The organism is Acidisoma sp. L85 (assembly GCF_009765865.1).
Lineage (GTDB): Bacteria > Pseudomonadota > Alphaproteobacteria > Acetobacterales > Acetobacteraceae > Acidisoma.
The window spans coordinates 365,377-388,517 of sequence record NZ_LMUQ01000052.1; the positions used below are offsets into that span (position 1 = coordinate 365,377).

Annotated in this window: 21 protein-coding genes; 15 read left to right on the forward strand and 6 right to left on the reverse strand. The window is 60.1% G+C overall.

Annotation, left to right across the window (positions count from 1 at the left end; all coding sequences use genetic code 11):
• Nucleotides 1–56 precede the first annotated feature (56 nt).
• The 4 genes from GSQ83_RS17455 to GSQ83_RS17470 all read left to right on the forward strand — a co-directional run bounded on the left by GSQ83_RS17455 (nt 57) and on the right by GSQ83_RS17470 (nt 4,893).
• Entirely contained in the window at nt 57–1,202 is a 1,146-nt protein-coding gene (locus GSQ83_RS17455; RefSeq protein ID WP_216850280.1) for a substrate-binding domain-containing protein, read from the forward strand.
• A 21-nt stretch (nt 1,203–1,223) separates the two neighbouring features.
• Nucleotides 1,224–2,723 (forward strand): sugar ABC transporter ATP-binding protein, encoded by a 1,500-nt coding sequence (locus GSQ83_RS17460; protein ID WP_158804134.1) that lies wholly within the window; start codon nt 1,224–1,226, stop codon nt 2,721–2,723.
• A gap of 38 nt (nt 2,724–2,761) precedes the next feature.
• Nucleotides 2,762–3,733, forward strand: a complete 972-nt coding sequence (locus GSQ83_RS17465; RefSeq protein WP_158804135.1) for an ABC transporter permease — start codon at nt 2,762–2,764, stop codon at nt 3,731–3,733.
• 71 nt (nt 3,734–3,804) lie between these two features.
• Nucleotides 3,805–4,893 (forward strand): Ldh family oxidoreductase, encoded by a 1,089-nt coding sequence (locus GSQ83_RS17470; protein ID WP_158804136.1) that lies wholly within the window; start codon nt 3,805–3,807, stop codon nt 4,891–4,893.
• A gap of 45 nt (nt 4,894–4,938) precedes the next feature.
• Here the strand turns inward: GSQ83_RS17470 and GSQ83_RS17475 are convergent, their stop codons facing one another.
• Nucleotides 4,939–5,625 (reverse strand): RraA family protein, encoded by a 687-nt coding sequence (locus GSQ83_RS17475; protein ID WP_158804137.1) that lies wholly within the window; start codon nt 5,623–5,625, stop codon nt 4,939–4,941.
• 160 nt (nt 5,626–5,785) lie between these two features.
• On the opposite strand from GSQ83_RS17475, the gene GSQ83_RS17480 reads away from it, so the two are divergent.
• From GSQ83_RS17480 to GSQ83_RS17490, 3 genes are all read left to right on the forward strand, one after another.
• Entirely contained in the window at nt 5,786–6,997 is a 1,212-nt protein-coding gene (locus tag GSQ83_RS17480) for an alpha-hydroxy acid oxidase (protein ID WP_158804138.1), read from the forward strand.
• A gap of 316 nt (nt 6,998–7,313) precedes the next feature.
• Nucleotides 7,314–8,000: a cysteine hydrolase family protein gene (locus tag GSQ83_RS17485; protein ID WP_254065745.1), complete on the forward strand. Its 687-nt coding sequence runs from the start codon at nt 7,314–7,316 to the stop codon at nt 7,998–8,000.
• A 9-nt stretch (nt 8,001–8,009) separates the two neighbouring features.
• Nucleotides 8,010–9,587 (forward strand): regulator, encoded by a 1,578-nt coding sequence (locus tag GSQ83_RS17490; protein WP_158804139.1) that lies wholly within the window; start codon nt 8,010–8,012, stop codon nt 9,585–9,587.
• 25 nt (nt 9,588–9,612) lie between these two features.
• Here the strand turns inward: GSQ83_RS17490 and atzF are convergent, their stop codons facing one another.
• Nucleotides 9,613–11,013, reverse strand: coding sequence for an allophanate hydrolase (atzF, locus tag GSQ83_RS17495; protein WP_254065746.1), 1,401 nt, complete (start codon nt 11,011–11,013; stop codon nt 9,613–9,615).
• 176 nt (nt 11,014–11,189) lie between these two features.
• On the opposite strand from atzF, the gene GSQ83_RS17500 reads away from it, so the two are divergent.
• On the forward strand, nt 11,190–11,639 hold the full coding sequence (locus GSQ83_RS17500) for a hypothetical protein (protein WP_158804140.1): 450 nt from the start codon (nt 11,190–11,192) through the stop codon (nt 11,637–11,639).
• A 143-nt stretch (nt 11,640–11,782) separates the two neighbouring features.
• Here the strand turns inward: GSQ83_RS17500 and GSQ83_RS17505 are convergent, their stop codons facing one another.
• From GSQ83_RS17505 to GSQ83_RS17515, 3 genes are all read right to left on the reverse strand, one after another.
• Nucleotides 11,783–13,153: a glycoside hydrolase family 15 protein gene (locus GSQ83_RS17505; RefSeq protein ID WP_158804141.1), complete on the reverse strand. Its 1,371-nt coding sequence runs from the start codon at nt 13,151–13,153 to the stop codon at nt 11,783–11,785.
• Nucleotides 13,154–13,194: 41 nt separating this feature from the next.
• Nucleotides 13,195–14,352 (reverse strand): NAD-dependent formate dehydrogenase, encoded by a 1,158-nt coding sequence (locus GSQ83_RS17510; protein ID WP_158804142.1) that lies wholly within the window; start codon nt 14,350–14,352, stop codon nt 13,195–13,197.
• A gap of 597 nt (nt 14,353–14,949) precedes the next feature.
• Nucleotides 14,950–15,831: a LysR family transcriptional regulator gene (locus tag GSQ83_RS17515; RefSeq protein ID WP_158804143.1), complete on the reverse strand. Its 882-nt coding sequence runs from the start codon at nt 15,829–15,831 to the stop codon at nt 14,950–14,952.
• 141 nt (nt 15,832–15,972) lie between these two features.
• Between GSQ83_RS17515 and ampC the strand changes: the two genes are divergently transcribed.
• The 7 genes from ampC (at nt 15,973) to GSQ83_RS17550 (ending at nt 22,808) form a co-directional block, all read left to right on the forward strand.
• The gene (gene ampC, locus GSQ83_RS17520; protein WP_158804144.1) at nt 15,973–17,142 is read left to right on the forward strand and encodes a class C beta-lactamase; all 1,170 of its coding nucleotides are present in this window, start codon (nt 15,973–15,975) and stop codon (nt 17,140–17,142) included.
• Nucleotides 17,143–17,293: 151 nt separating this feature from the next.
• Entirely contained in the window at nt 17,294–18,286 is a 993-nt protein-coding gene (locus tag GSQ83_RS17525) for a hypothetical protein (RefSeq protein WP_216850282.1), read from the forward strand.
• A 144-nt stretch (nt 18,287–18,430) separates the two neighbouring features.
• On the forward strand, nt 18,431–19,195 hold the full coding sequence (locus GSQ83_RS17530; RefSeq protein WP_158804145.1) for a sensor histidine kinase KdpD: 765 nt from the start codon (nt 18,431–18,433) through the stop codon (nt 19,193–19,195).
• Complete coding sequence (locus tag GSQ83_RS17535) at nt 19,192–20,694, forward strand: ATPase domain-containing protein (protein ID WP_158804146.1); 1,503 nt, start codon at nt 19,192–19,194, stop codon at nt 20,692–20,694. Before GSQ83_RS17530 ends, GSQ83_RS17535 begins: the two co-directional genes overlap by 4 nt.
• Nucleotides 20,691–21,080 carry a two-component system response regulator gene (locus GSQ83_RS17540; protein ID WP_158804147.1) on the forward strand — a complete coding sequence of 130 codons (390 nt, stop codon included), beginning with the start codon at nt 20,691–20,693 and terminating at the stop codon, nt 21,078–21,080. The genes GSQ83_RS17535 and GSQ83_RS17540 overlap by 4 nt, the downstream gene beginning before the upstream one ends.
• Nucleotides 21,081–21,231: 151 nt before the next feature.
• Nucleotides 21,232–21,672: a GFA family protein gene (locus GSQ83_RS17545; RefSeq protein ID WP_158804148.1), complete on the forward strand. Its 441-nt coding sequence runs from the start codon at nt 21,232–21,234 to the stop codon at nt 21,670–21,672.
• A 209-nt stretch (nt 21,673–21,881) separates the two neighbouring features.
• A complete protein-coding gene (locus tag GSQ83_RS17550; protein ID WP_158804149.1) occupies nt 21,882–22,808 on the forward strand; it encodes a peptidoglycan-binding protein in 927 nt (308 codons plus the stop codon).
• A gap of 35 nt (nt 22,809–22,843) precedes the next feature.
• On the opposite strand, the gene GSQ83_RS17555 is transcribed toward GSQ83_RS17550, so the two are convergent.
• Nucleotides 22,844–23,128, reverse strand: a complete 285-nt coding sequence (locus GSQ83_RS17555; RefSeq protein ID WP_158804150.1) for an acyl carrier protein — start codon at nt 23,126–23,128, stop codon at nt 22,844–22,846.
• Nucleotides 23,129–23,141 lie beyond the last annotated feature (13 nt).

The window sequence follows — 23,141 nt, forward strand, 5'->3', positions numbered from 1 at the left end:
ATCTCCCTTGAAAAACGCGGAAAATCCTGTAAGACCATATATCAATCGCGCCTGATATGAGCGTGCTGTGGAAGGGTCTGAGCAAGAGACCCCTTTGGGAGGCCGGGATGAGAACGGGGTTAAAGTTTGTCGCAAGCGCGATACTTCTTTCCACGATATCGGGCGTCGCCTTCGCTGACGACATTGTTGCGAGCGCACAGCATGATCTCGTCATCTATGCCGGGCCGCAAAATGGCTGGCATGGGCCAACCAGCGCGCCCAAACCGATCGCCGGAAAGAAGATCGCGTTCATCTCAAACGATGAAAGCAATGATGCCAACCATGCCTGGGGTGTCGCGATCACCGAAGCCGGGAGAAAAATCGGCTGGGACGTGACTGTCATCGACGGCAAAGCGACTCCCGTAGGCTGGAACACGGCCTTTAATCAGGCAATTGCATTGAAGGTCGATGGCATCATCACCTCCGCCGACGCAAAAAGTCTGAAGGATGCGATCGCCGAAGCAGAGGCACGCAATATTCCAATTGTCGGCATTCATGCCGCGGCGCTTCCAGGGCCAGACAAGGAGCTTGGATTGTTCACGAACATTCAGGAGGACCCTCGCGACATTGGCAAAGCACAAGCCGATTGGATCATCGCGGACTCGAATGGCCATGCAAGGGTTGTCGTAACCAGTCACAATGAATTTGCTATCGCTGAAACTAAAAGCCGAGCGGTTGTGGAGCGCCTGAAAGCCTGCGCCGGGTGCAAACTTCTCGACTATGTTAACTCACCCATCGCTGAAGTCGCCCAGCGTCAACCCCAACTGGTTCTCTCTTGGGTACAGAGATACGGAACTCCGCTCTATGTGACGGCCGTCGCTGACTATACGCTTGACTTCCAGGTTCCCGCTTTGCGAGGCGCGATGATCGACCATTCGGCTGTTAAGCTCATCGGCGCGGATGGACAGCGCTCAGCCTATGAGCGCATCCGTAGTGGTCAGTATCAGGCGGTAACAGTGTCTGAACCAACAGAAATGCAAGCGTATCAGGCGATTGATGAGCTGAACCGTGCGCTTCACAACATGCCGCCGAGCGGATTTGTTCAAGCGCCGTATCTTGTCACACCTCAGAATGTTAACGCTGAGGGCGGCGACAAAGACGCATTTGCGCCGACCAACGACTACAAGAAGCACTACCTTGAGATTTGGGGCATCGAACCCTGAGTCTGTCGAGATAATCGCAACATGACGGTGCCAGCTACCCATCAAGACGGGGAAGGCGTGCTGCTACTGGTCGAGGGAGTCAGCAGACGATTCGGCGGCACGCAGGCCCTGCAAGGTGTTAGCTTCTCGCTGCGCTCTGGCGAAGTTCATGCGCTTCTCGGCGAGAACGGCGCAGGCAAATCGACGCTCATCAAAATACTCGCCGGGATCTATACCGCCGACAGCGGGGAAATCACGGGCCCTTGCGGCTCCACGCCGCCACTGCAGCCTATTCCGGGTATCTCCTTCGTTCACCAGGATCTTGGTCTTGTGCCCACGATGTCCGTTGCGGAGAACATCGCTCTCGGCACGGGTTTCGTGCGGCGCGGCGGACTTATCGATTGGTCGATGGCAGATCGCAGGGCGAGAGACGCGCTCTCCGCGATGGGTTGCGATATTCGAACCGACGAGCTGGTCGGCCGGCTGGCGGCGGCCGACAAATCGATGGTTGCCATTGCTCGGGCTGTGGCAGTCAGGGCTCGCATCCTTGTGCTGGACGAACCGACGGCAACCTTACCTGAACGAGAGGTCGCGACGCTCCACGCTGTGCTGGCTCGTCTTAAGGCCGAAGGGCTCGGAATTCTCTACGTCACCCACAGGCTGGACGAGGTGTTTCGCTTCGCCGATCGCGCCAGCGTGTTACGTGACGGCCGACTCCAGGTCACCGCGGAACTGTCTAAGCTCACGCCGAAGAGCGTGATGAGGCACATCGTCGGCCGGGATCTCGACCAGCTCTTTGCGAAAAGATCACGCAGCGCGGGAAAGATCGTCCTGGAGGTGCGCGATCTTTGCTCCTCTCATGTCGGACCCGCTTCTTTCTCGGTCGCACAAGGTGAGGTCGTTGCCCTCGTCGGGTTACGTGGCTCTGGGAACGATGTGGTGGGACGGATGCTCTTCGGTGATATCACGCCAGTAAGCGGCAGTGTCTCGGTCGACGGGAAAACCGTGGGCCTCCGGTCTCCCGAAGACTCGATCGCCGCCGGCCTGGGCTTTGTTTCGAGTAAGCGTGTCGAGGAAAGCATCTGCATGGGTCTCTCCTTGCGCGAGAACCTATTCATCCATCCCGGCACCGCCAATCTTGCTAGTATAGGAACGCGTCACGAAAGGTCGATGTCCGACGGGGTCTTGAGAGACTTCGATGTCCGGCCGCCCGAAGCCGAGCGTCTTATCGCTATGCTTTCCGGCGGCAACCAGCAGAAAATCGTCTTGGCGCGCTGGCTCGCTGTAGGCCGCAAAGTTCTTGTTCTCGAGGAACCGACGATTGGCGTCGATGTCGGAGCCAGGTCGGAAATCTATCGAATGCTGGAGGACGCGCTGTCGGACGGATTAGCGGTAGTTCTCATATCCTCGGATTTCGATGAAGTGGTCGGGCTCAGCGACCGGGCTATCGCTTTTGACCGCGGCATGCAGATTGCCGTGATTGAGTCGGCGGAATTGACCGTTGGCCGCGTCTCCACGCTCTCCGCAGGGGCGGTGGAATGATCTTAGATCCTCTGGCCATGGCTTCTCGCAGCCAGAGAATGTCATCATCACTCGTCAAAGCTCTCTCAACCTGGGGGCTACTGATCCTGCTGGCTTTCTTGATCGGGATTTTCTCGCTTCTCGCTCCGCACACTTTTCCGACGCTTTTCACCTTCAGCTCGCTCGCCAACAATCGATCAATCTACGCGCTCGCGGCACTCGCCGTGATGGTTCCCATGGCCGCCAATCAGTTCGACTTGTCTGTCGCATCAATGATCGGCATTTCGCAAATCCTCGCCATCGGGCTGCAGACCCAGCAAATGCTTCCTTGGTGGCTCGTGTGCATGCTAATCCTCGCGTTGGGTGTCCTTGTCGGCCTTGTCAACGGCGTCTTGGTATCGCGCGTCGGTATAAGCTCCTTCATTGCGACGCTCGGAACAGGCTCCGCCTTGCTCGGAATTTTGCAGTGGTACTCGGAGGGGAGGCAGGTTATCGGCACGCTCGCACCGGCATACGTCGCGCTTGCCGGTCGGGTCGGATCCACCGTCATTCCATTGGCCTTCGTCTACGTCTTGGTCATGGGCGCCCTGCTGTGGATCTTGCTGGAGCGCCTGCCTTTCGGGCGCTTTCTTTATGTGCTCGGGGAGAATCCGAGGGCCGCGGAGCTCAATGGAATTGCCAGCTCGAAGTACGTGACCAGAGCTTTCATGCTCTCCGGTTTGATCGCAGCATTTGCCGGCCTTGTATTGCAGGCACAACTACAAGTAGGCCAGAGCACTGTCGGTCAGGAATTCCTCTTGCCGGCGTTTACCGGGGCGCTTCTCGGCGCGACTTCGATCCGGCCTGGCCGGACCAATGTCATCGGAACGCTTCTGGCCGTCGCCGTTCTTGCGGTTACCGTTGCCGGATTAAACCAGCTTGGCGCGCCATTCTTTGTCGAACCCTTGTTCAATGGCTTGATGTTAGTACTAGCGGTCGGTCTCTCCGTAACAGCCGCGCGGCGACGCGAGCGGCAGGCTACTCGCCGCTGATCGGATGATCTGCACAAACTATCGCAGCAACGCCACTCAGTTCTATCGAATCTGACCGACGCGGAGCGAACATGGCAATTTACCCAAGCAATACGACGGACCGCCGCGTCGATTCTGCGGACCTGCAGAAGGCCGCCAGCAGCATCTTCTCTGCTTGCAACATGGTGGAGGCGGATGCGGACCTATTGGCCAGAACCCTCGTTCATGCGGACTTGCGAGGCGTTCATTCACACGGCACGCTCCGTGTGCCGGACTATGTGAAAAAACTCACGCGCGATGGGGTTGATCCGCGAGGCCGACCACGTGTTGTGCGCGATAAAGGTGCGGCGCTTGTTATCGATGCGTGCAACGCGATGGGTCAGCTCTCTGGAACCTTTGCGATGCAGGCAGCGATCGAGAAGGCACGCGAAATCGGCGTCGCCTTTGCAGCGGTACGCGGTTCCAATCACTGCGGCGCGCTGGATTGGTATACCCTCATGGCAGCCCGTGTGGGTATGGTAGGCATCGCGGGGACCAATGCGCTGCCGACTATGGCTCCTTGGGGCGGCATTGATAAAATCATTGGCATTAACCCGCTTTCCATTGCTTTTTCGGGGGAGAGTGTACCTCCCCTCGTGCTGGATTTTGCATTCGGTGCGACGGCGCATGGCAAGATCCGGGTTTATCAGCAAAAGGGCAGCCCAATCCCGGAAGGCTGGGCCTTCGACAAGCATGGGCGTTCCACCACTATTGCCGCGGCTGCCTTGGAAGGTTTGATCCAGCCCATTGGGCAGCATAAGGGCGTCGGACTGGCGATGGCGATCGGAATGCTGTCAACGCTTTTGTCAGGGGCTGCCTACGGCACACAATCCGGCAATATGATCGATGGCGCGAAGCCGGGCGTTGACGGGCACTTTTTTGCTGTGATCAACCCCGACTTTTTTGAGGGAATTTCAGCCGTCAAGACGAGGGTCGATGAAATCGTGCGGCAGGTGCATGAATCGAGGCCAGCGAGCGAGACGGCCCGCCTCCTCGTGCCCGGTGAACTCGAATTTGAATTTCAGGAACTATATAGGCAGGAGGGCATATTGCTTTCTAGGGAGACAATCGAAGGAATCCAATCCGCCGCCGCAAGTTTGGGATGCGACATCCCGCTGTCTCTAGCCAAAGCCGGCACGTGACATCGCAATATCGCTGGATATGTGCTCAGCGGGTCGCGGTCTCAGTTAATCGACCTCTTCGAACTTGCCGGCCGCGATAAGTTTGAGGATGAAATCCGGGACGGTCAGCCCGCCCTTTACCTTGGTATCGAGATCTAACTCGGCGGCTCGCACGACCTCGAGCCGTTTGATCGTGGCATCGATTTGCGTTCCCGGAATAATGACGACTCCATCTTCGTCTCCAAGAACGATGTCGCCGGTGGACACAGCTACGCCGCCCACGACAGCCGGTAGACCGACGGTTCCAGGGCCATTGCGAACAGGGGAGTTCGGCGTCACACCGGCGGCGAAGCATGGCAGGCCAGTCGCCAGAATGCCGGCGCGGTCGCGCACGAACCCGTCGGTAACGAAGGCCGCTACGCCCGAATTCTTCATCATCCCGAGCAAAAGGTCTCCGGTAACGGCAGAACGCTCGAAATTGTCGGTAGCGCACATGATGACGTCGCCTGGCATGGCGACGGATAACGCCCCGAAGGCGGCCAAATTGTCGTTTGGGCCAGTATAGCAGGGCAGGGCTGCGCCGCAGAAGGAGTGGACGGCGCCAAAGGACTTTATCCGTCCATCCAGTGCGCCGCGACCGTTCATGGCGTCGACGACGAAACCCGTCTGGAGTCCGGTGAAGGCCGCTATCTGCTCGGCACTTGGCCGCTTGAAGTGGCGTTGAATTCTCAGGAGGGGCGGCTCGCCGATCATGCTCAAGTTCCTGGTCGATGAGTTTATGAGTAAAGCACTTGATCGCGCCGCCGCCTATACATGACGGATCTCCTGCGCTAGGGCCTTCATGTGCTGGCGCCGGTAGTGAGACCTACATAGTGTCGCATTGCCGTCGAAGCACGCGAAGGAAGGGATTGATATGACCCTCGATCGAGCCATTAACATCTCGGATCTTCGGCATTTGGCGATGAAGCGGTTGCCTCGTATGGCCTTCGACTTCATTGAGGGCGGCTGCGACGACGAGGACGGCTTGGCGGAAAACGAGTCTGCATTCGCGGCCTATCGGCTCATGCCGCGCTACCTCGTGGATGTTTCCCAAGTGGATATGACGGCGCAATTGGCGGGGCAAGCTTTCTCCATGCCCCTGGGCCTCGCGCCGACCGGCGCCGCGGGCATGTTTCGCCATGACGCGGATCGGCTGCTTGCGCGCGCCTCGGCAGCGGCAAATGTGCCCTTTGTCCTGTCCATCAATAGCCATGCGTCGATCGAGCAAGCGGTAGAAGCGGCACCGGAGCACACCTGGTTTCAGCTCTACGGCGTCAAGAGTTTGGAAATGACGGAAGACATGGTACGCCGGGCAGCCGATCTCGGGGTCAAGACGCTCGTCCTCTCGGTTGATGTCCCGGTACAATCCAATCGGGAACGCAATCGGCGCAATCGCTTCTCGCAGCCGTTGCGAGTGACGCCGTCGATGATCCTCCAGGCCATCGCTCATCCTAGTTGGACATTGGAATATCTCCGAAACGGCGGCCTGCCATACATGGGCAATTTCAGACCTTATGCGCCAAGCGGCGCGTCTGCCGAGGCGGTCGGTGACCTGGTGTTCAGCGTCTTCCCTGCGCCTGATCTGACATGGACCTTCCTGGAGAAGATCCGCCGGTTGTGGCCGCGAAAGCTTTTCATCAAGGGGATCATGCACCCGGACGACGCGTTTCGATCGGCCGAGATGGGCGTCGACGGCATCATGGTTTCTAATCATGGCGGTCGCCAGTTGGACCGTGCCCCATCGCCGCTTCAAGTGTTGCCCGCCATCCGTGAGGCGGTGGGCGACAGAATCGAGATCACATTAGACGGCGGCATACGTCGAGGATCGGACGTGGTGATCGCGCTGTGTTTGGGCGCCCGAATGGTCTTCGTCGGTCGACCCGCGCTTTACGGGGTTGCAGCAGGTGGCGACAAAGGAGTGAGAAAGACACTAGAAATATTTTCGCAAGAACTAGCGATTGTTCTTGGACAGATTGGCTGCCCCCGGATAGCCGACCTGGGACCGCATTTCCTTTGGCCCAGTCTGGCGGCGAGCAGGTCCGGTTCCAACGCCAGTCGGGGCGGAGATAGGTTGGTTCGAAGTTGAACGTGGCCATGCGCAGGCAAGCACTCCGATGGCGCCGTTCAAAGCAGCGTGCGATTCCTTCGTCAGCCAAACACTCAGCAATGATCATTCCCGCGGCTTACGCCGGGAGCACTCTCCGAAAACCCGAGACCCTCACCGACCTGGCGCATTGATGCTCTTGCAGAAAAAGTAGCGTGTGCTGAAACCCAACTATACAACTTGCTCATTAAATCATCATAAAATGCCTGAATTTTAAGCTGCCCTAGATTGTTAATCCATGATTGATTATGATTTGTCTATTAGTTAGGCTTCGCATCGACCTGGGTCGGGAACTGATGTGAGCAACACGCTGCTGATGGCGACCGTGGAGGCCGAGCCCTACGCTTTCTCGCTCACAAGCGACAAAGCCGCGCTTCTCATTATTGATATGCAACGAGACTTCCTGGAGGAAGGCGGCTTCGGCGACGCCCTGGGGAATGACGTCTCCTTGCTGCGCAAAACCGTGCCGTCATTGGTCGCCGTGCTTGCAATGGCGCGCGCGGCGGGAATGGTCGTCGTTCATACGCGAGAGGGACACCGCCCAGACCTCTCTGATCTCGCGCCCAGCAAGCATGAGCGCGGGAATTTTCTCACTAAGATCGGCGATGCCGGGCCAATGGGGCGCATTCTGGTGCGCGGCGAGCCGGGGCACGACATCATCCCCGAGGTCTACCCCGTCGCGGGCGAGCCGGTGATAGACAAATCGGGCAAGGGCGCGTTCTTCGCCACGGACCTTGAAGCGATCCTGCGCGGCAGAGGAATAACCCAGCTCATCGTATGCGGCGTGACGACCGAAGTTTGCGTCAACACGACGGTACGGGAGGCCAATGATCGCGGATTCGAATGCCTTGTGCTGTCGGACTGCACAGGGTCCTATTTCCCGGAATTCCACGAAGCCGGCTTGGCGATGATCAAGGCCCAAGGCGGTATCTTCGGCTGGGTAGCGCCCTCGACGGCGCTGCTCTCCGCACTTTCCACCGTTTAGGAGAAGGCGATGTCGAGCACGGTCATGACGCGACCGGCGTGGTGGGTTCCCGGCGATTGGAATGGCTTCTTTGGTCTCTTTACCAATGTAGTGCTGAACGTCATCGTACTGACGGGGCTCTGCCTTGGTGTCGTCCAGATGCCGGCTGGCATTGTATTCGGCCGTATCCTGCCCGCGCTCGGCATCGCGCTGCCGCTCGGCAATCTCTTCTACGCCTACCTCGCCTATAAGCTGGCGGCGCGCAGCGGACGGTCGGACGTAACCGCTATGCCATACGGGCCGAGCGTGCCCCATATGTTCCTCGTCGTCTTCGTCATCATGCTGCCGACTTACATCAAGACGCATGACGCGGTGCTCGCCTGGGAGGCTGGTCTCGCCTGGGCCTTCGTCATCGGCGTCATCGTGCTGCTCGGCGCCTTTGTTGGCCCTACCGTGCGCAAATACACTCCGCGCGCGGCCATGCTCGGCGCCCTCGCCGGCATTTCCATTGCCTTTATCTCGATGCGTCCGGCGTTCCAGGACTTCCAGGTTCCGTGGCTCGGCTTCCTGTCCTTCGGCATCATCCTGGCGAGCTGGTGCGCGCGCGTCCGCATGCCCTACAACATTCCTGGTGGCCTCCTCGCTGTGGTTGTCGGCACGATCCTCGCCTGGATCGTGACCTTCACCGGCATCAGCCCGGTCATGGAGCCCGCCCAGGTTGCTTCCGCCTTCGCCCAGTTCGGCCTGCACCTGCCGGTGCCGAGCGCGCATTTCCTGCACGGCCTGTCGAATATCGGCCCGCTGCTTGTCACCGCCGTCCCTCTCGGGATCTATAACTTTACCGAGGGCATGAACAACGTCGAGAGCGCCTCGGCAGCGGGGGATGACTACAATCTGCGCCAGGTATTGCTCGCCGACGGTATCGGGGCCGTCGCCGGTGCCATTCTTGGCAGCCCGTTTCCGCCAGCCGTCTATATCGGCCATCCGGGCTGGAAGGCTGTCGGCGGACGCATCGGCTATTCGCTTGCTACAGGCGTGGTCATTGCCGTCGTCTGCTTCCTGGGCCTCACAGCCCTTCTGCTCGCTATCGTGCCACTCGTCGCGATCTTGCCGATCCTGCTCTATATCGGCCTCGTCATCGGCGCCCAGGCGTTCGAGGCGACGCCCAGTCGATATGCTCCGGCGGTTATCCTCGCGATGCTGCCCAATATCGCCAACTGGGCGCAGAGCCAGATTGATGGCGCGTTGTCGGCGGCGGGCACCTCGGCCGAGAAGGTCGGCATGGCGAAGCTCGGCATGAACGGCGTGGTTTATCACGGCATGCAGCTCTTTGGTGGCGGCGCGACGCTCGCAGGTCTTGTCCTTGGTGCGATCGCCGCTTTTGTGATCGATCGCAAATTTGATCGTGCCGCCATCTACGCCTTTATTGGTGCGGTACTCGCCTTCTTTGGTTTCATCAACGGCACCGCGCTCGGCTTCGCGAATTCCCCTGGCGTCGCCCTGGGCTATGCGATCCTGGGTGTTCTTTTCGTCGTCCTCATGCGTGCTCCGGTAAATGCCGAGCACCCGACGCTCGAGGAAGTCATGCATGCCGAGCCGGCTGAGTAAACGCGGCTAGGCTTCATCCCGCGCGCTACGTGACGAGGGGGGAGGCCGCGAGCGCTTCGCGGCTCAAGCCCGCACCCTCACCAAGACTGCGATGCAATCTGTCCGCCACCCCAGCGAGCGCTGTATCCGCGAAGGCCGGCGCGATCAGCGTCACTCCGAAGGGCAAACCATTCGAGGCACGGAAACCGCCCGGCACCGCGATCGCGCAAAGATCGAGAAGGTTGACGAAGTTCGTGTAGGTGCCAAGCAGGCTGTTAAGCCGAACAGGCTCCGCGGCCAAGGCCTCGATTGACACGATAGTGGGCGAAGTCGGCAGCAACATCACATCGAAACGCTGCCATTCCGGCGCCGTCACACGGATGAGAGCCTGCAACCTGTACTGAGCCGAAAAGACATCGGCGGCGGAGAAAGCATTAGCGGCGCCGATAATGTCGCGCACCGTCGGATCCATGTCCTCTGCGTGTGCCCCGAAGAATTCGCGGATCGGCGCAAGTCGCTCGGCAACATAAGGGCCGCCATAGAGCAAAGAAGCGGCTTCCCGAAACGGTCCATAGTCGAAGGGTATTGCCTCTCCACCGAGCGCTGTCAGGCGTGCTATCGCGGAGTCGTAAAGCGCCTCCGCCTCGGCATCGCCGCCAAACTCTCGGTCGGCTGGGAGCAAAATGCCAAACCGGAGGCCGCGCGATGGTAAGGGATGAGCCGCACCGCGGCGCGAATAGGCGTCAGTGACGTCGAACCCTGCCGCAACTTTGCTGACATCGCAGGCATCCCCGGCACTCGCGGCAAACACGCTCACGCAATCCAGCGAGCGGCAGGCAGGCACAACGCCGGTGGTACTCAGCAAGCCACGCGTGGGTTTAATCCCCACAAGATTGTTGAAGCCAGCCGGCACGCGACCTGAACCGGCGGTATCCGTGCCGAGTGCGAACGACACAAGCCCAGCGGCGACAGCGACGGCGCTGCCCGAACTCGATCCGCCGGAAACATAGCGATCGTCGAAAACGCAGCGCGGTGCGCCATAGGGTGAGCGTGCGCCGACCAGCCCGGTCGCGAACTGATCCAGATTGGTCTTTCCTATCAGGATCGCGCCAGCATCCAGCAATCTTTGCACCACGGTCGCGCTCTGGCGCGGACGATAGGCGAAGGCGGGGCATGCGGCGGTCGTATCCAACCCCTCAGCGTCGATATTGTCCTTCACCGCGAAGGGGATGCCGTATAAAGGCAGCCGCGGCGCCGTTGGATCGGCGGTCAAAGCGGCGGCGCGCGACCGCACATCTACGTCCGCCACGCGGCTGATCCAGACAGCGGGGTCCGCATAGGCCGCAACGCGCCCCAACACCTCCTCAACAAGCTGCGCGGGTGTCAGCTCTCCTTTGTCATAGGCAGTCCGCAAAGCGGCAATCTGCAGCATTTGAGGGAGGATCAAAGGAATCTCAGTGTGTTTTCAATGCTTGGCCGCGTCACGTCCCGCTCCATTCTCATGGATGCACAGCATGACGAGCGAAATCTCCGCCGGCAAGGGTCACCATGCCAGGGCCGCCGGTATATAAGCGCGGACAGCCTCGTCCTCGGCCCATTTACCGCAGCGGAGTGATTGCCTCGATGACAGACGGATTCGACAGAACCTCCAACGCGGCCGGGCCAGAGCCGCAACCCGCTTATCCGACCATCGATATTGCGGTCTTCGGCGCGCATCTAAGCGGGCAGCCCCTTAACCCCTCGCTCCTGGCCCTTGGTGCGACGCGACAAAGGGCATGCCTGACCGCACCCACTTACCGCATGCTTGCCTTGTCGGGTCCCCTCCCGCGCCCGGCCCTATGCCGCGTTTCGCGGGGAGGGGTCGGATTGCCGGGCGAAGTTTGGGCACTTCCTACCTCAGCGCTGGCGGCTTTGCTTGTGAGCATTGCGCCACCGCTCGGCCTCGGCACTGTGCAGTTGGACGACGGTCCTTGTCATGGCTTCATCGCCGAACATACAGAGCTGACGGACGCAATCGACATCACAAGCTTCGGTGGCTGGGCTGCCTGGCTAGAGACGCGAAAGCGATCCTGAAACTCGGTGGCATCGTCGCGCTACAACAACGGGAGACGCTAGCGCCGCGCCGGTCTTGCGGACGGGCGGGAAGCCGGTGAGGCCTGCGGAGAGCTGGAGGCGTTATTCGGGACTCTCCGCCGCGGCGGAGTCCTGCTTCGCGGTCAGCGGTTGCGCACGGCCGAGAGGAAGGCGGCGTAGCTCCAGGTCAGGTTGCTGACGCTCTTCTCAAAGCCATCGGCGCCATCAAATTGTTCGCTAAGTTCGAGGTGGTCGCTATGGAAGAGCACTGCCCGCAGCATTTTGTCGCCGGCATCGCGCAGGACCTGCGCGGTCTCCTCCACGCTCGTGCCTTTCGGCGCCGCGAGCGCGGTGAAGAACGCAGCTGACTTGTCGTCGAAGGGAATGGTGTTACTGGAGACGATGCTATTGGCGACCCTGTAGTATAACTCTGCGAGATTGCAGGTGCAGAGCGCCCAGGGGTGATCGCCGCGCTGCTGATTGGCCATGTCGCCATCATAGACGTCGCCGGGATAGCGGCCGAGCATCGGGCCGAGGCCGCTCCCTGCGTCATCCCCGTTGATCGGGTAATAGGCGGCGGAGTTCGGGTCCGCCCATTGACTGCGCAACAACGCCGCTGTCGCCAGCAGCTGCGTGTCGATGCAAGGAATAGCCCCGTAAAGGCAGGCGCAAACGATGTCGATATTGGCATCATAGCCAACACTCTCCGGCAAAAGCGGACTAAGGGCACTGCCGGGCGCGGGGGGCGCCAGCATGCTGATGTAGTAGGAGCCGTTCCAATGCCTGCCCAGAGCATCCTGCAACCAGGTGATGGCGGCTGCGAGTCCCGCTGGTTTCGCGATGCCGAGTGTATTCGCGCTGATTGCTTGAAAGCAACGGAGTTGGACGGAACGCGCGAAAAATGAAAGCCCCTGATGCTCTTCCCAGAGATTGAAGGTCGGGTTTTGATATTGCGCGAGAAGATAGTCGAGATTGGTTTGGATGACGGCACGCGCGGTCGCCTGAGTCGGCGCATCCACCTTGGTATAGGCCTGGAGGATGGCAAGCGTCTGTAGCGCCGGGCCATCACTTTGCTCGGTCCAGGGGCGCGGGTCACCGCCGACGGTGAAGCAGGCATGGCCAAGGGTCGGCTGCGCCTTGCTCTGGCAGAGCGCGGCAAAATTCACGTAGTCGGTTAGTGTCTGTACGCCGCCAATGGCCTGATCCGAGAGATCTGCCGCGGCGATCTCGAACATCGTGATGGCAGCGTCACGCATCCAGTTGAAGACATAATCCTGGTCGGTGTTCGGCGTATGGCCGCGGTAAGAGGGAGCGGCGATGACACAGCCGGGCTGGGATGCCTGCCCGGTATAGGGGTCGTTCACGACATAGCCGTCCGTCGTAATATTTCGTAGCATGAGCATATACATGTGCTGCGCAACGACCGGAAATCCCGGATCCGCAATCCGGATCGAGGGCTTCTCGCTGGGAGTTCCGGGCTGCGCGGTAGCGCGAATACATGTCGTTGACGTCATGGCGGCGACCCTGGTTTTAAGGCCGGACACGCAGCCGTGCCTCAGGTCAGTTTGTAGGATTTCGCACCGGTGCCCGCAAGCGCCCCTGCATCTACGATGAGATACTCCTCCCGAATAGGCTTACCCTCGTAGAAGCTTTGAAGGATCTCAAGCGTTCCTGCGGCGTAGCGAGCTTGCGCCGACAGGGAAGTGCCGGAAATATGCGGGGTCATGCCGTTAAAGGGCATCGTCCGCCACGGATGATCGGCCGGGGCAGGTTGAGGATACCAGACATCGCCTGCATATCCGGCCAGCTGTCCCGACTCAAGGGCGCGCACCACAGCGTCGCGGTCAACGAGTTTGCCGCGTGCAGTGTTGACGAGATAGGTGCCACGCTTCATATGCGCGAACATCTTGTCATCAAAGAAATGCTCGGTCGACGGATAGAGCGGCATCTGCAGATTGACGATATCCACTGCCTTCACCAGGGACACGGCATCCGGATGGTAGGTAAGACCAAGCTCGCTCTCGACCTTTTCGCTGAGCCGATGCGGGTCGGTGTAGTGGAGATGCAGGCCGAAAGGGTGCAGCCGACGTAGCACCGCGATGCCGATACGCCCTGCGGCCACCGTGCCGAAATGCATGCCCTCGACATCGTAGCTACGAGAGACGCAATCGGCGATGTTCCAACCGCCTTTGACGGCATATTCGTGTGATGGGAGGTAATTGCGCACAAGCGAGAGCACCATCATCACAACATGCTCGGCGACACTGATGCTGTTGGAGCCTGTGACTTCGGCGACAGTCACCTTCGCCCGCGCGGCAGCATCCAGGTCAACGTGATCGGAGCCGATGCCAGCGGTAAGGGCAAGCCTCAGCTTCTTGGCCTTGGCAATCCGCTCGCGCGTCAGATAGGCGGGCCAGAAGGGCTGCGAAATGACTACCTCGGCGTCCGGTAGATGTTTCTCGAACTCCGAATCCGGGCCATCCTTGTCGCTGGTGACGACAAGCTCGTGACCTAAGCCTTCGAGATAGGTCCTCAGGCCTAGTTCGCCGGAGACGGAGCCCACAAGCTCTCCTGGCGTGAAGCCGAGGTTGTTTGGTGCCGGGGCGGTCTGTCCATTGGCGTAGCCGCTGATCGTCGGGATTCCGTCCCGGGCGTAGTGGGGCGGGTAGCCCGCCTGGGGATCCGGATAAAGAACGCACAGAACTTTGGCCATGTCTAAGCCCCCTGCTTCACCTCATCGCCGTTACGATGGCGGTGTTCCCATTTGGATATAACGATGCCATGGCTTTCTGCGCAAACCGGATGCTGGGTAGTGTCACCGAAAGCCTTGCCGCTTGCCAGCCATCCGTGGCGCAGGTTCGTGCCGGGATTGTGCGAGCTATAGCTGGGGTTTCGGCGTCCGGGTCAGACCATTCAGAGAGAGGACCCGGACGCCTTCGGCGTATGGAGGGTGAGCGGCCAATTGCTGGTCGCCTCGCGGTTCCCAGCACCCCATGAGCTGGACTACGGGCACCCCGCCCCAGCGAGGGTCGAATTCGCTGGCCTTATCGAAGCAGCTTCGACTATCCACATTTCCCCCAGGAGTTGAAATCAACCTTTCGTGCAACCTCCAGTTGACAGCCGGCCGCATCAGCGCGTGGCGCCAGACACGCCGATACGATCACCGCGGGAACTGATCGCACGGTTTCCGGTCAAAGATCGTTCAAGTGTGATTGCGGGTGCTGAAAAGAGAAGCAGCAGTCCTTTCCGCAAGGAGATGTTCTTTATGGTTGGTGAGCAGAGCGCAGTGGTTCCCCTACATGGATCTTGTCTATGCGGCGGCGGCAATCTCGGCCTCGGCCAGTAGCCACGCCCGAAAGGTGGCCATTGCTGTGGTTTCGCCGCGCGACTTCAGGCGGGTCAGCCAGTAGTCGCCCAATTCGACCTCCGCGGCGAAGGGCCGCACCAGGCGCCCTTGGCGCAAGTCGCGCTCGAACATTCGCGCGGGAAGCAGGGCGACACCCGTGCCCTGAACCGCGGCTTCCGCCATTGTCAGCGAGGAGTCGAAGACATATCCGCGAATAGCCGGCGCGGGCAGGTCCACCATGGCGAACCAACGCTCCCACTCGTCGACGCGGTAGGAGCGCAGGAGCGTTTTCCGCGCCAGGTCCTTGGGATACCGGAGAGTCCGCGCCAAAGCCGGGGCGCAAAGCGGCGAGAGAGGGGCGGCGAAAAGCTGCGTCGCCTCCGTTCCGTGCCAGGCGCCGTCGCCGAAGCGGATGGCGCAGTCCAATCCTTCACCGGCGAGATCGACGCGGTTGTTGTTGGTCATCAGCCGCAGGTCCACGAAAGGATGGGCGGTTTGAAAGCTTGGCAGGCGGGGGAGGAGCCAACCGGTGACGAAGGTGCCGACGGCGCCCAATGTCAGGATCTCGCGCAGTCGCCCACCCTCGAAACGCTCCAGCGTGCCGGCGATGCGGCGGAAGGCATCGGTCAGCACCGGTAGCAGCGCCTCGCCCTCCTCAGTGAGCGCGAGGCCGCGCGGCAGGCGGCGGAACAAGGGGACACCCAAGATTTCCTCAAGGGTCTTGACCTGCTGGCTGACGGCCGCCTGGGTGACACGCAATTCGAGCCCGGCCCGTGTGAAGCTCAATTGCCGAGCCGAAGTCTCGAAAGCGCGTAAGGCGTTGAGAGGGAGTTGCGACAGAGCCATGCCCACTACCATTAATTTTTCTTAGGTCTCTTGCAAGAAATGATGGTTTGCCGGTTGTGCTGCCCATCGCGCAGTTTCCGCCCGCTGACAGATGACGAGCAGGCTCGCCGGCATCCCACGGAACTGGAGGAGATCGAACACATGAAACTGAAGGCCACAAGCCTTGTTGCGGCAACCTTCGCCACATGCGCGTGCGCGGCCACCAGCCACGCGACAGGTGATTCGCAGAGCAAATTAAAAAGTATGGTGGATTCGGAGATTCGGCCAGTGATGGCGAAAGACGGGATCCCGGGCATGGCGGTCGCTCTCACCATCGCAGGCAAGCCGTATGTGTTCGACTATGGCATGGCTTCTATAGAAAGCCACCAGCCTGTCACGCGCGATACAATGTTCGAACTCGGATCGGTCACCAAGACATTTACCGCGACGCTGACGGCCTATGCGCAGGTACAGGGCAACCTGTCTCTCACAGACAAAGTGAGCAAACACCTGCCGTCTTTGCATGGAAGCAAGTTCGGTGAAGTGAGCCTTCTCAATCTGGGCACGCATACTCCTGGTGGACTCCCATTGCAGGTGCCGGATGCAATCGCGAACGATGCGCAACTCATGCAGTATTTCAGGGAGTGGCGGCCCGCTTACCCGCCGGGAACATATCGAACCTATTCCAATCCCGGCATCGGAACGCTCGGCCTGATAACGGCGAAGAGCATGGGCCAGGACTTTATCCCGCTGACACAAAATTGGCTGTTTCCGGCACTCGGCCTGACGAGCAGCTACATTGATGTTCCGGCTGCCCGCATGCCTGACTACGCGCATGGCTATACAAAGGACAATGCCCCGATACGAATGGCGACGGGCGAGCTGTCCTCTGAGGCATACGGCATAAAGACCACGGCTTCCGACTTGATCCGTTTCGTGGAAGCCAATATGGATCTGGTCAAATTGGATCCGCAGGTTCAGCGGGCGATTGAAGAAACGCACACCGGCTATTTTAAGGCCGGCGCAATGACTCAGGATCTGATATGGGAACAATATCCATATCCGGTTGCATTGCAGACACTGTTGGACGGCAATTCATCGGCGATGAGCTTAAATGCGACGCCTGTCTCCGAAATCAAGCCGCCACAGAAGCCGGAGGAGGACGCCTGGATCAATAAAACCGGCTCAACAAATGGCTTTGGCACTTATGTGGCATTCGTGCCGCGGAAACATCTGGGGATCGTTATTTTGGCAAACAAGAATTATCCCAACGGCGAGAGGGTAAGCATCGCCTACAAGATCCTCACGTCGCTCGCCAATGACAAGCAATGAAGATAGGCAACCGGCGCCGGGGGTGGATCCAGCGCGACACGAAGCGACCCCGTCGGATCTTTTCTCGGGGATTGCCGTTAGGAACGGGCACATGGTTTCTGTGCCGCCGTGCCGGTGAGCCATCGCCGGCGCAACAGCAGTGAATCCACTCGTGAGACTTGCCGCACTTATCTTCGCGGGCTTCGCGCTCCTACTCGCTCCCGCATTGGCCGCTACCGCCAATGTAGGCTTCGAGGAGGTCAAGATCGCAAACGGCACGGAGCCGCCCCTGACGGCCGGGATCTGGTACCCCACCGACGCGCCGGCGGCGGCACACGCCTTGGGACCCTTTACCCAGACGGTGGCTCCAGGCGCGTCGATTGTCGGACAAGGCTTGCCGCTGGTGGAACTCTCGCACGGGGGCGGCGGTTCATACAAAGACCGCTATGACACTGCCCTCGCTTTGGCCCATGCGGGGTTTGTCGCCGCGGCGGTCAGCCACGCTGGCGACACCTACAAGGATCAGAGCCAGGTCTTGCGATTCTGGCGCCGTTCTGCCCAGCTTCGTCGGCTGGTCACCTACATGCTGCACGAATGGCCTCAACACGGCCGGCTGGACGGTAGCCGGGTCGGCGCGCTCGGCTTCTCCAATGGCGGCTTTGCCGTTCTGGTGGCTGCAGGCGGAGTTCCGGATCTGTCCAGAGCCGGGCCCTACTGCCAGTCACATCCTCAACACGATCTCTGTCGGGCCTTGACGCAGGGTGGCGTCAATCCCTGGCATCTCGGAAGCGATGCCCCTGCTGACGCCTGGACCCCCGACCCGCGCGTCAGGGCCGCCGTCATCGCAGCCCCGGCCTTCGGCTTCGCCTTTGGCCGCGCGGGGCTGAAGAATGTGCGCATCCCGATTCAGCTCTGGCGCGCGGCCGACGACACCCACCAGCCAAATCCCTGGTACGATGAGGCGGTGCGCCTGGCTCTGCCGCAGGCGCCGGAATACCACGTCGTCCGCGGCGCGGGACATTTCGACTTCTTGCCGCCCTGCGGCCCGCGCCTCGCGTCAAGGGCGCCGCTGATCTGTGCCGACCGGCTGGGCTTCGACCGCGCGGCGTTCCATACCGAGTTCAATCGCGACATCGTTACATTCTTCCGCCGCTCTCTCGGCTAATCACCGCTGCCATGGTGACACCGACGCCTTCGGGCAGGTGAGCGCCAAACTTGCGCATGTCCTCTGCGGCGTCATATTGGGATTGATGGCAACGTGGTGGCAAGACCGCTCCTTATGAGTTCACCGGAAGCTCAGCCTCCGGGAATGGAAAACACCGAGGCTGCTTTACAGGCGCTCCGGCAGCAGAACGCCGAGCTGATGGAGGCGATTGCTGCCCGCGATACCTTCATCGCGGTGGCGGCGCACGAGCTGCGCAACCCGATGACGCCGATCGTCGGCCAAATCGACCTTCTCCTGGCCGCACTGCAAGCTGGAAAATACTCATCCGCTCAAGTCGAACACCGTGTCCGGCGCATCCGAACAGCGATGGACCATTTCATCAAACGGGCCGGGACGCTGCTGGATGTGTCCAGGATCACCAGCGGCAGATTCCAGCTTTCGTTCACGCCCTGCGATCTGTCTGACTTGGTTCGTGAGACGGTCGAGACTTTTTCCGAGCCGGCGCGCTATTCCGGTTGCTCCATCGCAGTAGATGTACCCGAAACCCTTCCCGGGGCTTGGGACCGGCTAGCCCTTGAGCAGATCCTCGACAATCTAATTTCCAACGCGATCAAGTATGCCCCGTCCCGGCCAGTAATCGTAAGTGCCGAGAATCTTGGGTCACTGGTCAGGCTGACGGTGCGGGACTACGGTCCTGGCATATCCTCAGGTGACCGGGCTCGTATCTTTGAACGTTTCGAGCGAGCGGTCGGGCCGAAAGAGCGGCGCAGTGGCTTCGGAGTCGGCCTGTGGGTGGTGGGACAGCTTGTCGCGGCAATGGAGGGAACGATCGTGGTGGATGACGCCCAAGGCGAAGGCTCGCTCTTCACCGTGACCCTGCCCCGTTACTCGGATACGAGTCTAGCATGAAAGAAGGCGGTGATAGCGGCCTTGAACGTCTATCGAGCGGCGTAACCGGTCTCGACATCATTTTGGGCGGTGGCTTCCTCGCGGGGGGCCTCTATATCATTCAAGGGCAGCCGGGCACCGGCAAGACGACCTTCGGCAATCAGATCTGCTTCAATCACGTCGCTGGCGGCGGCCAAGCGCTGTATGTTACTCTCCTAGCTGAATATCACGCGCGCATGATGCAGCACTTGAGCATTATGTCATTTTTCGACATCTCCAAAATACCGGATCAGCTCACTTACTTTAACTGTCTACAGGTGCTGCATGACGAGGGCCTCAAGGGCCTTCTGGCACTCTTGCGCCGAGAAATCACGACGCGCGGCGCTTCCATCCTGGTGCTCGATGGTATCGTGTCGGCGCGACGGGCGGCGGAGGACGAAGAAGCATTTAACCAGTTCGTTCATGAACTCCAGGCTATTGCGATCGCGACCGACTGCACGATGTTTCTGCTCACGAGCAGTCGGGGCACTCAGGTTACGCCCGAGCACACGATGGTCGACGGGATCATAGAGTTCACGGACCAGCTCGTCGGTTGGTCGGCCGAAAGTTCCCTGCAGGTTATAAAGTTTCGCGGAAGTGCTTCACTGCGCGGTCGCCACGCCTTCAAGATCACCGGCAAAGGGATCGTGGTCCATCCAAGAATCGAGGCTTTGCTCGCGCGGCCTTCGCGGCCTGATGTAGGCGGCACCGGGCGAGTATCGAGTGGCCTCGATCAACTCGACGTCATGTTGGGCGGCGGCCTCCCGACTTCCTCGACGACCATGATAATGGGGCCGTCGGGCACCGGTAAAACGACACTGGGACTTCAGTTTCTGGCAAGGTGTAGCGAAGCTGAGCCGGGCCTTCTCTTTGGCTTCTACGAAACTCCCGCGCGCCTCGATGCCAAGATCGCAGGGGTCTGCCGGCCGCTACGGGGCTTGATCGATCAGGGCGCAGTGGAGGTGATATGGCAGCCGCCCACCGAAGATTTGCTCGATGCTTACGGCGAGCGCCTTCTTCAGGCGGTGCAGCGCCGCAAGGTCAAGAAGCTTTTCATTGATGGGCTAGGTGCCTTCAGGCAGGCCTCAGGGATCGAACCCAATCGCATCGGCAATTTTCTGACCGCGCTGATGAACGAGATGCGCGTGCTTGGCGTGACGACTGTCTATACGCTTGAGGTTCCCGATATCATGGGACCTTCGATCAGGACGCCGATCGGTGACTTGTCGAGTTTGGCCGAGAACCTGGTTTTGCTCCGCTTTGCGGAACTAGGTGCACGCCTCCGCCGTTTGATCTCCGTTCTCAAAGTCAGGGACAGTCAGTTTGACGGGTCGCTTCATGAATACGTCACCAGCGATCAGGGGCTAGTCATTGAGGCAACCGCCGACAGCGCCGAGAGGATTATGGTCGGGCTTGCCAATCTAAGGGAGGACGAACAAGACGGCATCACTCAACCGCGGGAAGGGCGCGATCTTTTGTGACGGGGATTGTTCTCGTGGTGGATGACGAATTCGGCATCGCCGAACTCATCGATGCTGTACTCACGGATGAAGGCCATCGCGTGCTGACCGCCATCAACGGACGGCAGGGGCTTGCGATGATGGCGAAGGAGCGGCCGGATCTGGTGTTTCTCGACTATATGATGCCCGTGATGGATGGAGCCGAAGTGCTGAGCGCCATGGCCGGCGACCCATCCGTCGCGAAGGTTCCTGTGGTGCTGATGAGTTCCATGCCCGAAACAACCGTGGCTGAACGCTGCTCGGGTTATACAGCCTTTATGCGAAAGCCGTTCAAAATCGCTCAGGTGGTGACGCTCACTGTGAAGCTGCTGAACCGCGATGGGCCAGACGGGCAGGGCGCTCTCTGACCAAGCGTGACGCCATACGCAGACCATCGTCGCGGCTCCTGACAATTAGAGTGCGGAGAGAGTCTGGCCTGTGGAGATTTACAAAAGCGTAGATCGGTACAGTAAAGTCAGGATTGTGGTATCAAGCGCGACGATCGGCCGGGAGGTATCGATGGCGGCGAGCTTAAGAGGCGGCTGCTTATGTGGAGCGGTGCGCTACGAGATTGCAACGGGCGACGATACGACGCTGAACGCTTCCGTCATTGACGGCAGCTATTGCCATTGTTCGATGTGCCGCAAAGCGACCGGTGGCGGTTACGCGATGCTGTTCGAGGTGCCTCGGAGTACCATGACCTGGACGAGAGGCGCGCCGACCATTTATCGATCGTCACCCATCGCGACACGTGGCTTTTGCGCTGCGTGCGGCTCGCCGCTTTTTATTGAGACCGATGCGGAGCCAGTGTGTTCCATGACCGTTGGCAGCCTCGACGACCCATCGGCTTTCAAGCCGGACCACCATTATGGCGTTGAAAGCCGCCTGCCATGGGCCGATTGCGGGCCCGATCTGCCGGGACGTGAAACCGAAGAGCGGTTTGCGGGCCAGCCTACTTAACGGATCATTTGGCAATCCTTCTGGCGAATCGCAGCACTAACCTCGCTCAGACCTACGCCTTTTGGATGTTATTCTGTCGAGCATAACTCTTTCGGCGTAGTAGTTCTTTGGGTTGCGTTTCGAATTACTCACAGTTAGGCTGCGATCTTTCGCCGGATCAACACGGTAGCGCAGACAGTTCGTTAGTTGGTGTAAGGGACTGGTCGCCGATGGCTCTCTCCTTTCCTGAAGCCGTAAGGGTTGTTGAAAACGATCCCGAAGCACTTGGGGTCAACGATCCCTACGGATATATCGCGAACCTCAAGGCATTCCTGCGCGGTCAGCCGGATGACGCGCGCGTCGCAGTTCTGATCGCCGTCGATGCCGCGAAAAGCCTGATCGGCGTCGGCGGCGCGTTTTTTGTAGCACTTGCTGCATTCATCCTCCTGTTTCGGTCCTCCATTAGTTCCGGGTTCACGGAAACCCTTCTGTTCCTGGTCGTCTCGACCGTCCTGACGGTCGTGAGCGTCGCAACGGGTCTTCTGGCAATTGGAACAGCCTATCGGCGTGGGCAGCAGCCTGCGGACCGGCGAGGGGCACCCTGGTCAACCAGGCCTTTTGGCTGGCTCCTTGGCGTTCAATCCCTGACTGGCGTGCTTGCTCTGGTCTTCTTCGCTCTGGCAGTCATTGCTTGGCATGGGGGAGGTGGCAATACCACCACAACTCAGGTCAGGGCGCTGCAAGACCGAATTGATTCCGTGAGTGCTCGCGTTGACCAACAAGCAGCGACGTTAATTCAGGCGAGCCGCACACCGGAAGTTCCGGCGGTTCAGCCTCCCGCGCCTGCACCCAGCATCGTCCCGCAGTTGACCGCGATCGCGACATCTCTGGACCAGCTTAAGGCAGCCATACCGCGTCAGATCACAGTCAACGTGGCCCAGGCCGCGCCGGTGCCCCAGGGACACGGAAGCTCTCGGGCGAAATGGATAAGGGTTCAGGAGGCGCTTGCCAGGCGCGGCTACTGGATTGGAGACGTTGACGGGATTCCCGGGGAGAGAACCCGCAAGGTCATTCGTGCTTATCAACGCACGATACCGGCGCCGCGCACCGGCTATCTCACACCGGAGCAAGCCGACCAGCTGCTCGCCCGGCGATAGCGTCGGTCAAGCCACGGGACCGCCGAACACCGCAGCTAGGCCTGCCTCAGCGGCGTAACCGTTGCCGATGGCACCGAGTGTACTGCCGTCCGGGCATTTGCCGCCTCTATCGCGTCGAGCATGCGGCCCACCGTGGTGATGACACTGTCGTCTGGCTCGAACTCGGCCTGGCATTCCATTTCCATCGCCATGTGAAGGGTCAGTCTCTCGAAACTGTCGAGGTTGAGATCTTCAGCGAGCCGGGCCTGATCCGTTAAGCGCTCAACGGGCAGTTCGACCTGGGCCGCCATCAAGTGGCGGATCTCTTCTCGATTGAACATGTTCCCCCCGCAA